Consider the following 13,522-nt stretch of genomic DNA (forward strand, 5'->3'; position numbering starts at 1 on the left):
CGATGCTAGCGCGCGAGCCAGCCGCCGTCGACGGCGAGGATATGGCCCTGCACATAGTCCGACGCCGATGACGCGAGGAAGACCGCGGCGCCGCCGATGTCGGCAGGGTCGCCCCAGCGGCCCGCGGGAATGCGATCCATGATCTGACGGTTGCGCGTCTCGTCGCCTTGCAGCGCGGCGGTGTTGTTCGTCGCGATATAGCCGGGGGCGATCGCGTTGACCTGCACCCCCTTCGCCGCCCATTCATTGGCGAGCAGTTTGGTAAGCCCGCCGACCCCCGATTTCGACGCGGTATAGCTCGGGACGCGGATGCCGCCCTGAAAGGTCAGCATCGAGACGATGTTGATGATCTTGCCCGAACCGCGCGCGATCATGTGGCGTCCGGCCGCCTGACACAGGAAGAAGAGCGTCTTCAAATTGGTGTCCATCACCGCATCCCAATCGGCCTCGGTGAAGTCGACCGCATCGGCGCGGCGGATGATCCCGGCGTTGTTGACGAGGATGTCGATGCGGCCGAATTCGGCAAGCACCGCGTCGACGAGCGGTTGCACCGCACCGACGCTCGACAGGTCGGCGGCGAAATTTTCGCCGCGGCGGCCAAGCTTGCGCACCTTGCCGACCGTCTCGTCGGCGGCAGAACGTCCTGCGGCGGCGATATCCGCCCCCGCCCCGGCAAGCGCGAGCGCAATCCCCTGCCCGATGCCGGTGTTCGCGCCGGTCACGAGCGCCACTTTTCCTGTCAGGTCGAACATCATTATCTTTGTCTCTCCCCTCGTCACTCCGGACTTGATCCGGGGTCCATGATCCCGCGCCACGCCTTTCGAAAATGGATCCCGGATCAGGTCCGGGATGACGAAGGGGGCCAGGACGGTTTTACCTCAGCTGGCAGATGTCGAGGACATTCATGTCGGTATAGTCGAGATTCTCGCCGCCCATCGCCCAGATGAAGGCGTATTTCTTGGTCCCCGACCCCATGTGGATCGACCAGGGCGGGCTGATCACCGCTTCTTCGTTCGCGATCACGATGTGGCGCATCGAATCGGGCTCGCCCATATAGTGGAAGATGCGGTCGTTCGCTTCGGGCAGCTCGAAATAGAGATAGATTTCGCTGCGCCGGTCGTGGAGGTGCGGCGGCATCGTGTTCCAGACGCTGCCTTCCTCGAGCACCGTCAGCCCGAGCAGCAATTGCGCGCTTTCGCACACGCCCGGGATGACGAGCTGGTAGATCGTCCGCTGGTTCGAATTGGCGAGGTCGCCGCGCGCCAGCGGGTTGGCCTGATCGAGCGTGATATGCTTGATCGGGCAGACTTTATGCGCGGGAAGCGAGGCCAGATAGAAACGCGCGCCTTCGCCTTCGAAAGTCACGTCGGCCGATCCCATCGGGATGTAGAGGCATTCCTTGTTCTTCATTTCGAAACGCTGGCCGTCGACGCTGATCGCGCCATCGGTGCCGATATTGACCGCGGCCATTTCGCGGCGCTCGAGGAAGGGGCGCCCCGCCGCCGATGCCGGAACACTCTGGTCGGGCAGCTTGAGCGCCGCGCCCTTCGGCACCGCGCCGCCGATCACGAAGCGTTCGTTGTGCGAATAGTTGAGGTTGATCCGGCCATCCTCGAACATGCCCGAAACCAGATAACGGTCGCGCAAAGCGTCATTGTCGACGCACTCCATCATATCGGGATGGGTGGCATGATAGGTCTTCGCAAACATCGGATTGTCCTCGCCCGGGAGTGATTTTGATGCGCTTTGCTACCGCCAAAGGTAACCGGTGTCAATGAGCGGCCCGCGCGTCGCCGGGACCGGGCGCCGCACGCTTGAAACTCCAGGGAGGCGGAACGGCCGGATTGTACCGCTTTGTCGCAAGCGACAGCAAAATTGTCTAAATTTGTCGCAACGGCCCTATTGCGCTTGCCAGCGGCATTCCAATGGGTTGAATAGGGCCGAATTCCGCCGTCCCCCGGCGAACCGAGACGGATACCATCGACTATGACCGAAAACAGGCTGCCGCTCCTCGCCGGAGCCTTGTGCGCCATGACCCTCTTGCTGGCCGCGTGCTCGGCGCAAGAGGAAAAGGGTGGCCGCGGCGCGCCCGAGGTCGGCTATGTCGCCGTCGCGATGCAGGCGGTTCCGGTCACCACGTCGCTTGGCGGGCGCACGGTCGCCTTTGAAACGAGCGAAGTGCGGCCGCAGGTGAACGGCCTGATCCGCCGCCGCCTGTTCACCGAAGGCGGCTTCGTGCGCGCCGGCCAGCCGCTCTATCAGATCGACGCAAGCCTCTATCAGGCGGGGGTCGAACAGGCGGCCGCCAATCTGGCGAGTGCCCGCGCGAGCGCGCAGGCGGCCGAGGAACGCGCGCGGCGGCTTGAGCCGCTGGCAAAGATGCAGGCGGTGGCAGAGCAGGATTATACCGACGCGCTGGCACAGGCGCGCATGGCGCGCGCCGCGGTCGCACAGAATGGCGCGGCGCTCGAAACCGCGCGCATCAACCTGCGCTTTGCGACGATCACCGCGCCGATCAGCGGCCGCATCGGCCGCAGCCTCGCCACCCCCGGCGCGCTCGTCAGCGCCAGTCAGGCGACCCCGCTCGCGGTGATCCAGCAGACCGACCCGATGTATGTCGACATGCAGCAGTCGAGCGCCGAACTCACCACGCTGCGTCAGGCGATCGAAAGCGGCGGCGTCGCGGCCGGGAACACGACCGTGCGCCTGCGGCTCGAGGATGGCAGCGCCTATGGCTTTGCCGGCACGGTCCAGTTTTCGGACATCACGGTCAACGAGGCGACCGGCACCGTCACGCTGCGCGCGCGCTTCCCCAATCCCAGGGGGATATTGCTGCCCGGCATGTTCGTGACCGCGCTGTTCGATCAGGCGGTGAACCCGTCGGCGATCCTGTTGCCGCAAGCGGCGGTGCAGCGCGATTTCGACGGATCGGCCTTCGTCTATCTTGTCGGCAAGGACAATAAGGCGGCACGGCGCAAGATCGTCGCCGACCGCACCGTCGGCGCGAACTGGGTCGTCACCGACGGGCTGAAGCCCGGCGAGCGCGTGATCACACAAGGCATCGGCAATCTGCGGCAAGGCGCGCCGATCAAGCCGGTTCCGGCAAACAGCGTGCAACGGGTCGGGGCGGCCAAGGGCGGCAACGCCCAAGAAAAAGGCAAGTAAAGCTCCATGTCGCGCCTTTTCATCGACCGGCCGATCTTCGCCTGGGTGCTGGCGATCATCGTCATGCTGGGGGGCGCGGGCGCCTTGTATCTGCTGCCGATCGAGCAATATCCCGACATCGCCCCGGCGCAGGTCAATATCCGCGCGACCTATCCGGGCGCATCGGCCGAAACGATCGAGAACAGCGTCACGCAGGTGCTCGAACAGCAGCTGACGGGGATCGATGGCCTGCTCTATTTCAGCTCGCAATCGAGCTCGCGCGGGCAGGCGAATATCACCGCCATCTTCGCCAAGGGCACCGACCCCGACATCGCGCAGGTGCAGGTCCAGAACAAAATCCAGTCGGCCTTGTCGCGCCTGCCGCAACAGGTGCAGAGTCAGGGCATCCGCGTCACCAAGGCCAATTCGGACACGCTGTTGCTCGTCGGCGTCTATGATTCGACCAACACACGCGTGAATCAGGATGTGTCCGACTATATGGCGTCGAACATCCAGGACCCGCTGTCGCGCATCGAGGGGGTCGGCGAGGTCAATATCTTCGGCGCCCCGCACGCGCTGCGCATCTGGCTCAATCCGCAGCGGCTCGCCGCGGTGTCGCTGATGCCGAGCGAAGTGATTTCGGCGATCACCGCGCAGAACAGCGAAGTCGCGGCGGGCGAGGTCGGCGGGCTGCCGTCGCCGCAGGGGCAAATGCTCAACGCGACGGTCACCGCCCAGTCGCGACTGCAGACGGTCGAACAGTTCGAAAATATCGTCCTGAAGACGCTGGCCGACGGATCGACGGTGCGGATCAAGGATGTCGCGCGCGTCGAGATCGGCGCCGAAAGCTATGCCGTCGTCAGCCGCATCAACGGGCACCCCGGCGCGGGCATGTCGATCTCGCTCTCGCCGGGGTCCGACGCGCTCGAAACCGCCGACCGGGTGAAAGCGCGAATGGAGGAACTCGCCGCCGATTTCCCCGACGGCCTGACCTACAGCTACGCCAATGATGCGACCGCTTTCATCAAGCTGTCGGTCAGCGAAGTGCAGAAATCGCTGCTCGAGGCGATCCTGCTCGTCATCATCGTCATGTTCGTCTTCCTGCAAAGCTGGCGGGCGGTGCTGATCCCCGCGATCGCGGTGCCGGTCGTGCTGCTCGGCACCTTTGCGATCTTCTATATGCTGGGGTTCAGCATCAACACGCTCACGCTGTTCGGGCTGACGCTCGCGATCGGCCTGCTCGTCGACGACGCGATCGTCGTGGTCGAGAATGTCGAGCGATTGATGGAAGAAAATCCCGGCATGTCGGCGCGCGAGGCGACGATCCAGTCGATGAAGGAACTGCAGGTCGCGCTGATCGCGATCGCGCTCGTGCTGTCGGCAGTGTTCATGCCGATGGCATTCTTCGGCGGATCGACCGGCGTCATCTATCGGCAATTCTCGGTCACCATCGTCTCGGCGATGGGGCTGTCGGTCCTCGTCGCGCTGATCCTGAGCCCCGCGCTGACCTCGACCTTGCTCAAGCCCAAAAGCCATGACGACGCCGCGGCGACAGGCGGACGCTTCCCGCGCGCGCACGCTTTTCTCGAGCGCGCCAAGACCGGTTTCAACACCCGGTTCGACCGCACGGTCGACCGTTATGTCGGCAGCGTCACCAAGGTGGTCGACCGCAAATGGCTCTTCCTCGGCATCTATGCAGTCCTGCTCGCCCTGCTCGCCCTCCTCTTCCTGCGCCTGCCGAGCGGCTTCCTGCCCAACGAGGATCAGGGGCGCGTCCAGGTCCAGTTCCGCCTGCCCGCGGGCGCGACGCAGGGGCGGACGCTCGAAGTGCGCGACGAAATCGAAAAATATATGCTCACTCATGAAAAGGCGAACACGCAGGCCCTGTTCCTGATCGCCGGCGGCGGCGGCGGCGCGGCGGCGGGACAGAATACCGGTCAGGGTTTCGTCAACCTCACCCATTGGGACAACCGCCCGGGCAAGGAAAACACCGCCGATGCGATCGCCGAGCGCGCCCGCAAGGCGCTCAGCGGCCTGCGCGATGCCCAGATCTTCGCGCTTGTCCCCGGCGCGGTCCGCGGCCTCGGTGATTCAGCGGGCTTCACGATGCAGTTCCAGAACCGCAGCGGCATGAGCCGCGAAGAGTTTGTCGCAGCCCGCGAAAAATTGCTCGCCGCCGCGAACGCGAATCCGAAGCTCACCTCGGTGCGCCTGTCCGATCTGCCCGATGTTGCGACGCTGAAGATCGACGTCGATACCCAGCGGCTGACCGCCTATGGCATCGACAATGCCGATGTGAACTCGACCCTCGCGACCGCGTGGGGCGGCCGTTACGTCAACGACTTCATCGACAAGGGCCGCGTCAAGCGCGTCTATGTCCAGGGCGACGCCCCCTATCGCGCGAAGCCCGAAGACCTTGGTCAATGGTATGTGCGTTCGGCCGACGGCGGCATGTCGCCCTTCTCGGCCTTTGCCAAGACCGGCTGGTCGACGACGCCGAGCAGCAGTTCGCGCTTTCAGGGCGTGCCCGCCTTCGAAATCTCCGGCCAGCCGTCGCCCGGCACCAGTTCGGGCGAAGCGATGGACGAGATGGAGCGCATGGCGAATGAAATCCCCGGCACCAGCGTCGCCTGGTCGGGTTCTTCCTATCAGGAACGCCTCTCTTCGGGGCAGGCGCCCTTGCTCTATGGCCTGTCCTTGCTCGTCGTCTTCCTGTGCCTCGCGGCGCTGTATGAAAGCTGGTCGATCCCGCTCGCGGTGCTGCTCGTCATTCCGCTGGGGCTGATCGGCGCGGTGTTCGCGGTGAACCTGCGCGGTCTCGAAAACGACGTCTATCTCCAGATCGGCTTGCTCACGACGATGGGGCTCGCCGCGAAAAACGCGATCCTGATGATCGAATTCGCCGAGCAGGAGGAACGCAAGGGCAAGCGCGTGATCGAGGCTGCGGTCGCCGCGGCGCGCATCCGTCTGCGTCCGATCCTGATGACCAGCTTTGCCTTCATCTTCGGCGTGCTGCCGCTCGCGATCGCAACCGGCGCCGGCGCGAACAGCCGCGTCGCGATCGGGACCTCGGTGATCGGCGGGATGCTCACCGCGGCGTTCCTTGCGATCTTCTTCATCCCGCTCTTCTTCGTCCTCGTCCGCCGCGGCGTCCGCGACGGCCTTGCCGCGGTGCGCGCCCGGTTGGGCAAGAACAAGGGTGACGGCCCGGCGGAGGTTCCGGCATGATCGGCACCCGCGCCCTCCTGCTCGCGGGCACCTTGATGCTCGCCGGCTGCTCGCTGGCCCCGAAGACGGTCCTGCCTGCGGCGCCGGTGCCGCAAAGCTGGCCCGTCGGCGACGCCTATCTCTTGCAGAGCGAGGCCGCGTTACCGATCCTGTCGTACAAAAGCGTCTTCACCGATCCGCGACTCCAGTCGTTGGCCGATCAGGCGCTTGCCAACAACCGCGACCTGCGCGTCGCCTATGCCAATGTCGCCGCGGCGCGCGCGCAGGTTCGCGTCACGCGGTCGGGGCAATTTCCCGAACTCGGGATCAACGCCGGGGCGGGCTATTCGGACAATAGCGGGAGCGGCAACGGCACGGGCGATTTTTCGCTGCGCGGCGGTATCACGGCGTTCGAACTCGATCTGTTCGGCAAGCTTGCCAATGCGACCGAGGCCGACCGCAATCGCGCGCTTGGCACCGAGGCCGCGTCGCGCACCGTGCGCCTCGCGCTGATCGCCAATCTCGCCGATGCGTGGGCAACCTATGGCGCCGACCGCGACCTGTTGAAAATCGCCGCGGACACGGCCGCCAATGCGCGCGAAAGCGTGCGGCTGACCAAAGCCCGGCTCGACGGCGGCGTCGCGCCGCGCACCGACCTCCGCCAGGCCGAGCAGATTCTCGCAACCGCCGAGGATTCGATCGCGCAGCAAAAGACCGCGCTCGCGCAGGATGAGAATCTGATCCGGCTGCTCGTTGGCGGCGATATCGAGCGAACCCTGCTCCCCGCGGGCCTGACCGAAGTCACGCCCGCGATCGTCGCGCTGCCCGCCGGGGTCAGTTCCGACATCCTGCTGCGCCGCCCCGACGTGATCGAGGCCGAATATGGCCTGCGCGCCGCCAACGCCAATATCGGCGTCGCGCGCGCGCGGCTCTTCCCGTCAATCTCGCTGACCGGGCTGCTCGGTTTCGCCAGCAATGCGCTGTCCGGGCTGTTCGACAGCGGTGCCTTCAACTGGTCGGCCAGCGGCGCTGCCACCGCCCCGATTTTCGACGCCGGCGGCCGCCGTGCGGGCGTGGCGGTCAGCGAGGCGCAGCGCGATGCCGCGCTCGCGGGCTATGAAGGCGCGATCCAGACGGCGTTCCGCGAGGTCGCCGACGCGCTCGCGGTGCAGGGGACGATAGCCGAGCGCGTTCGCGCCGCCGCCGCGAACACCGAGGCGGCTGCCGACACCGCAACGCTCACCGACGCGCGTTACAAGGGCGGGGTCGACAGTTTCCTCTCCAGCCTCGACGCACAGCGCAGCCTCTATTCGGCGCGGCGGAGCGAGATCGGGACGCAGCTTCTGCTCGTCCAGACGCGAATCGCCTTGTTCCGGGCATTGGGCGGCGACAGCGCCGCGGGTTCGGCGACGCCGACACCCTGACTTCCTCGTGCCGTGTTCCCCGGCGAAAGCCGGGGCCCATGCGGGGTAGCCCGGCCCTGTCTGGGCCCCGGCTTTCGCCGGGGGACGGTGTCTTGTTCGAAAGGGACATGCCCCGATCAATTCCGGGGTGACCACAGAAGCCGACTCTCCTTGACAATTCCCTCCGCTCGCGCGCTAATAGAACAAATCAGGAACATATCATGCGCGAGTCGTCTCCCATACTCGCCGGGCTGCGCAAACGCATCGCCCGGCTGGCCGCCAGTGGCGGTCTCGAAAGCCGCCCGGTCGACGGCTGGCTGGCGACCGGCCATGCCATGTTCGACACGGCGGTGGGCGGCGGGCTCGCGACCGGCCGAATTCATGAATTTTTCACCGCCGATGCGCTCGATGCGACCAGCGCCGCGGCCTTCGCGGCACTGGTCGCGCTGCGCACGCCGGGCAAGGCCCCCCTCCTCTGGCTGCGCACCGCCGACGCGGGGCGCCGCAACGGCCATATCTATGCGCCGGGTATCGCCGAACTCGGCGGCGACCCCGACCGGCTGCTCCTCGTCGAAACCGCCGACCCGAAAATGCTGCTCGCCTGCGCGAACGACGCCATACGCTGCGCGGGATCGGCAGCGGTCATTGTCGAAAGCTGGGGCAAATTCCCGTTGTTCGACCTCACTGCAGGACGACGCCTTGCCCTTGGTGCGCGCGATGCAGCGACGACCTTGCTGATGCTCCGCCTCAATGCCGTTCCGGCGCCGAGCGTCGCCGAAACGCGCTGGAACGTCGCCGCCGCCCCCTCGCGCAAACTCGAAGCCAACGCCCCCGGGGCCCCCGCCTTCGACCTCGAACTGCTGCGCTGGCGCGGCGGGCCCGCCGGCACCCGCTGGCGACTGGACTGGAACCATGACGAAAAATGCTTCGGGCCAAACCCTGGCGAAACGACGCTATCTGGCGCTCTTCTTCCCCTTTCTGCCCGCCGAGCGATGGCTTCGCACGGCGCCGCGGCCGCCTGACGCCCCGCTCGTCTTTGCCGAGAAGCAGCGCGGCGCGATGCGCCTCGCGAGCGTCGATGCCGCTGCGCTGGCCGTCGGGCTACGCATTGGCATGCCGCTCGCCGATGCGCGCGCGCAGGTCGGTGAACTCACGGTTGTTCCGCACGATCCGGTGCTCGACCATGGATGGCTCGACCGGCTCGCGCAGGGCTGCGCGCGCTATACCCCACTCGTCGCGCTCGACGCGCCCGACGGGCTGATCCTCGATATCGCCGGGGCCGAGCATCTCCATGATGGCGAAGCCGAGCTGGTCTGCGATGTCGAGAGGCGCCTTGCGCGGCTCGGCATGACGCTACGCCACGCGCTCGGCCCTACCGCCGACGCCGCGCGGGCGCTGGCGCGCTACCAGACGCGCCCCGCCCCCGACGAAGCGTCGGCGATCCGCCGCCTGCCCGTCGCGGCGCTCGAACTCGAAAGCGAGGCGGCGACCGCGCTCGTCCGCGCGGGGCTCAAGACGATCGGCGACCTCGCGAGCCGCCCGATGGCGAGTATCGCCGCGCGCTTCGGCGCCGACGCCGCGACCGCGCTGCGCCGCCTGCTCGGCGATGCGCCCAGCCCGCTCGACCCGCGCATTGCCCCGCCGCCGGTCGTCGCCGAACGCCGCTTTGCCGAGCCCATCGCAAGCACAGCGCATGCCGCGAAGATCCTCGCCGAACTCGTCGGCGAAGCGGGCGAAGACCTTGCCGAACGCGGCAAGGGCGGACGCCATTTCTGCGCGACCTTCTTTCGCAGCGACGGCCTTGCGCGAACAATCGCGATCGAGACAGGGCATCCGACGCGCGACGTGAGCGCGGTCATGCGCCTCTTCGCCGAGCGTATGGACAGCCTCGCCGATCCGCTCGACCCCGGTTTCGGCTTCGACATGATCCGCCTCGCGGTGCCGCGGCTCGAACGGCTGACCGCGACGCAATTGAAGCTTGAGGGCGGCGCGGTGCGCGCGGCGGGTCGGGAAGGGGCGATCGACGAACTCACCGACCGGCTGACGACGCGGCTCGGGCGCGGGCGCGTCCGGCGGCTGCGTCCCGCCGACACCCATATCCCCGAACAGGCACAGCTTGAGCTCCCCGCGATCGAGGCGCCCGCGCCGCTGCCCTGGCCCGCGCCCGAAGAAGGCGAACCGCCCACGCGCCCCTTCCACCTGTTCGACCCGCCACAGCCGATCGAAGTGATCGCCGAGGTTCCCGACGGTCCGCCGCATCATTTCCGCTGGCGCCGCGCGACACACGCGATCCACCGCTACGAAGGCCCCGAACGCATCGCCGCAGAGTGGTGGCGCCGCCGCGACAATGGCGGCCTGACGCGCGACTATTACCGCGTCGAGGATGCGCAGGGCCGCCGCTTCTGGCTCTTCCGCCACGGCCTCTACGACGAAAAACCCGACCCGCGCTGGTATATCCACGGGGTCTTCGCATGAGCGGGGAGGCCGACGCTGGCTTCGCCGAACTGGTCGCCGCGACCAACTACAGCTTCCTGCGCGGCGCCTCGCACCCCGCCGAGATGGTGGCGGAGGCAATCGCCCTTGGCATGCCGGGTATCGGCATTGCCGACCGCAACAGCATCGCGGGGGTGGTGCGGGCACTGACCGGGCTACGCAAGCTACGCGAGGATGCTGCAGAAGACGGGATCGAACTCCCCGACATAAAGCTCGTCGTCGGTGCCCGGCTGGTCTTCGACGACGGCACACCCGACATCATCGTCTATCCGACCACGCGCCATGGCTGGGGTCGACTGACCCGAATGCTGACCATCGGCAATCGACGCACCACAAAGGGCGATTGCGTGATGAGACTCAAGAATCTGCTGATCCATTGCGAGGATATGATCCTGATCGCGATGGCGACCAAAAAGGATGAGGCCGTGTTGCGCCGTCTCGGTGAGGCAGCTCCGGGCTCGCTTTGGCTCGGCGCGACGATGCCCCATGGTGGCAGTGACCGCCGCCAGCTCAACCGATTGAGCGCCCTCGCCGACCGGGTCGGTATTCCCCTGCTCGCGACCAACGATGCACTTTACGCCACACGCGACCAGCGACCGCTCCATGACGTCATCACCTGCATCCGTGAAGGCACCAATCTAAACGACGCCGGCCGCCTGCTTCGCGCCAATGGCGAACGCCACTTGAAGCCGTCCCGGGAAATGCGGCGCTTGTTCCGGACATGCCCCGAAGCGGTCGACGAAAGCACGAAGATACTCGATCGCATCGGTTTTTCGCTGCGAGACCTGGAGTATGAATATCCGCACGAGCCGGTCCCCGAAGGCTGGGAGCCCCAAAGCTGGCTCGAGCATATGGTGAGGGACGCTGCGAACAAGCTCCATCCGGGCGGATTGCCCGACCGTTGGCAGGAGGTGCTCGCTGAGGAACTCTCCCTCATCCGCAAATGCAACTTCGCCTGCTACTTCCTGACCGTCCACGACATCGTGCAACATGCGCGTACACGCGACCCGCCCATCCTTTGCCAAGGGCGCGGGTCGGCGGCGAATTCGCTCGTCTGCTATCTGCTTGGGATCACTTCGATCGACCCCGTCGCGAACAATCTGTTGTTCACGCGCTTCCTGTCCGAAGAGCGCCGCGAGCCACCCGACATCGACGTCGATTTCGAACACGAACGGCGCGAGGAGGTGATGCAATATGTCTATCGCCGCTACACGCGGCGACGCGCGGGTATCGCCGCGACGGTGATCCACTACCGGCCGCGCAGCGCGGTGCGCGAGGTCGGCAAGGCATTGGGGCTCAGCGAGGACATCACGCAGCGGCTCGCCGACACGACCTGGGGCAGCTGGGGCAGCGAGATGCCCATCGAGCGCTTCGTCGAAGCGGGACTCGACCCCGGGCAGGGCAATATTGCGCGCCTGCAATGGATTGTCGCACAACTCCTCACTTTCCCGCGCCACCTGTCGCAGCATGTCGGCGGCTATGTGCTGACCGAGGATCGGCTCGACGAGACGGTGCCCATTCACAATGCCGCGATGGAGAACCGCACCTTCATCGAATGGGACAAGGACGACATAGACGAACTCGCCTTGATGAAGGTCGATGTGCTCGCGCTCGGAATGTTGACCTGCATCCGCAAATGTTTCGACCTGATGCGACTGTACGATCTGGGCGATCACAATCTCAAATCGCTCCCGGAGGAAGACAAGGCTGTCTATGACATGCTCTGCAAGGGCGACAGCATCGGGGTCTTTCAGGTCGAGAGCCGCGCGCAGATCAACATGCTGCCGCGGCTACGTCCGCAAGAATTCTATGACCTTGTCATTCAGGTCGCGATCGTTCGGCCGGGGCCGATCGAGGGGGATATGGTTCATCCCTATTTGAAGCGCCGTAGTGGCGAAGAAGCTGTGGACTATCCTTCGCCTGCGCCGCCGCACGATCCCAAAGAACTTTACAATCTGCTTCGTAGGACGTGCGGTGTCCCCCTGTTTCAGGAGCAGGCGATGAAACTCGCCATTGTCGCCGCTGAATTTACCCCTGATGAGGCCAATGGTCTGCGCCGTGCGATGGCGACCTTCAGAAATGCCGGAACGATCCACCAATATAAGGAGAAGATGATCGGCGGCATGATACGCCGCGGCTACGAGGCCGATTTTGCAGCCCGCTGCTTCAAACAGATCGAGGGTTTCGGCAGCTATGGCTTTCCCGAAAGCCATGCCCAGTCGTTCGCCAAGCTCGTCTATGTATCATCGTGGCTGAAATGCCATCACCCCGCGGTTTTCGCCTGCGGTATCCTCAATTCGCAACCGATGGGTTTCTATGCCCCGGCCCAGCTGGTGCGCGATGCGCGCGAGCATGGGGTCGAGGTGCGCGAGGTCGATGTGAATGCCAGCCATTGGGACAATGGCCTCGAACGGCGCGATGACGGCAGCCTCGCACTCCGGCTCGGGTTCCGGCAGGTCGACGGCTTTCGCGAGGAATGGGCGAAACAGATTGCCGATGCACGGACTGCGCCTTTTGGCAGTGTCGAAGAACTCGCGCGCCGCGCGACCCTGCCATCGCGCGCGCTGCGTCTGCTTGCCGAGGCCGATGCCTGCCGTTCGATGGGACTCGAACGCCGCCCCGCGCTGTGGGATGCCCGCCGCGTCCGACAAGGCGTGCTGCCGCTGTTCGGCGCGGCCGGAACCGACGAGCTCGGTGCCGAAGACGATGCAAACCTGCCCCCCACCCCGCTCGTCGAGCATGTGCTCACCGATTATCAGACGACGCGGCTGTCGCTGAAGGGCCATCCGATGGCGTTTCTGCGCCGCGATTTCGAGCGCGAAGGCGTGCTGAGCGCGACCCGGGTCGCGGCCGCGAAGAACGGGTCGATCGTCCGCACCGCAGGTGTCGTGCTGATCCGCCAGCGCCCCGGCAAGGGCAATGCGATCTTCATCACGCTCGAGGATGAGGGCGGGATCGTCAATATCCTGCTGTGGGCGCGCCATTTCGAACGCTATCGCCGCGCGGTCATGGCGTCGCGGCTGATGCTCGCCGAGGGCGAGGTGCAGCGGAGCAAGGAAGGCGTGATCCACCTGATGGCGACGCGGATCGTCGATCGCACTGCGATGCTCGACACCCTGGGTGACGGGCGCGCGGTGCATCCCGACCTGTGCCATTCCGACGAGGTCGCGCACCCGCAGCTGCCGCGCGGCTATGCGGCGAAACAGGGTCATCCGCGCGACGTGCGCATCCTGCCCAAGTCGCGGGATTTTCATTGAGGTTTTGTTTGCGGGCCG

8 protein-coding genes are annotated in these 13,522 nt (G+C 66.0%); 6 read left to right on the forward strand and 2 right to left on the reverse strand.

Going from position 1 to position 13,522, the window contains the following annotated elements; translation table 11 throughout:
• Positions 1–5 precede the first annotated feature (5 nt).
• Complete coding sequence (kduD, locus tag AC07NV_RS06360) at positions 6–752, reverse strand: 2-dehydro-3-deoxy-D-gluconate 5-dehydrogenase KduD (RefSeq protein ID WP_495165996.1); 747 nt, start codon at positions 750–752, stop codon at positions 6–8.
• A gap of 121 nt (positions 753–873) precedes the next feature.
• A complete protein-coding gene (gene kduI, locus AC07NV_RS06365) occupies positions 874–1,710 on the reverse strand; it encodes a 5-dehydro-4-deoxy-D-glucuronate isomerase (protein WP_495165500.1) in 837 nt (278 codons plus the stop codon).
• A 321-nt stretch (positions 1,711–2,031) separates the two neighbouring features.
• Between kduI and AC07NV_RS06370 the strand changes: the two genes are divergently transcribed.
• The 6 genes from AC07NV_RS06370 (at position 2,032) to AC07NV_RS06395 (ending at position 13,504) form a co-directional block, all read left to right on the forward strand.
• Entirely contained in the window at positions 2,032–3,165 is a 1,134-nt protein-coding gene (locus AC07NV_RS06370; protein WP_495165501.1) for an efflux RND transporter periplasmic adaptor subunit, read from the forward strand.
• Positions 3,166–3,171: 6 nt separating this feature from the next.
• On the forward strand, positions 3,172–6,372 hold the full coding sequence (locus AC07NV_RS06375) for an efflux RND transporter permease subunit (protein ID WP_495165502.1): 3,201 nt from the start codon (positions 3,172–3,174) through the stop codon (positions 6,370–6,372).
• Complete coding sequence (locus AC07NV_RS06380) at positions 6,369–7,775, forward strand: efflux transporter outer membrane subunit (RefSeq protein WP_495165503.1); 1,407 nt, start codon at positions 6,369–6,371, stop codon at positions 7,773–7,775. Before AC07NV_RS06375 ends, AC07NV_RS06380 begins: the two co-directional genes overlap by 4 nt.
• A gap of 200 nt (positions 7,776–7,975) precedes the next feature.
• Positions 7,976–8,776 (forward strand): ImuA family protein, encoded by an 801-nt coding sequence (locus AC07NV_RS06385; RefSeq protein ID WP_495165504.1) that lies wholly within the window; start codon positions 7,976–7,978, stop codon positions 8,774–8,776.
• Positions 8,667–10,229: a Y-family DNA polymerase gene (locus tag AC07NV_RS06390; protein ID WP_495165505.1), complete on the forward strand. Its 1,563-nt coding sequence runs from the start codon at positions 8,667–8,669 to the stop codon at positions 10,227–10,229. The genes AC07NV_RS06385 and AC07NV_RS06390 overlap by 110 nt, the downstream gene beginning before the upstream one ends.
• Positions 10,226–13,504: an error-prone DNA polymerase gene (locus AC07NV_RS06395; RefSeq protein ID WP_495165506.1), complete on the forward strand. Its 3,279-nt coding sequence runs from the start codon at positions 10,226–10,228 to the stop codon at positions 13,502–13,504. The genes AC07NV_RS06390 and AC07NV_RS06395 overlap by 4 nt, the downstream gene beginning before the upstream one ends.
• Positions 13,505–13,522: the final 18 nt, after the last annotated feature.

It is taken from the genome of Sphingopyxis sp. GW821-FHT10B01, assembly GCF_059415685.1.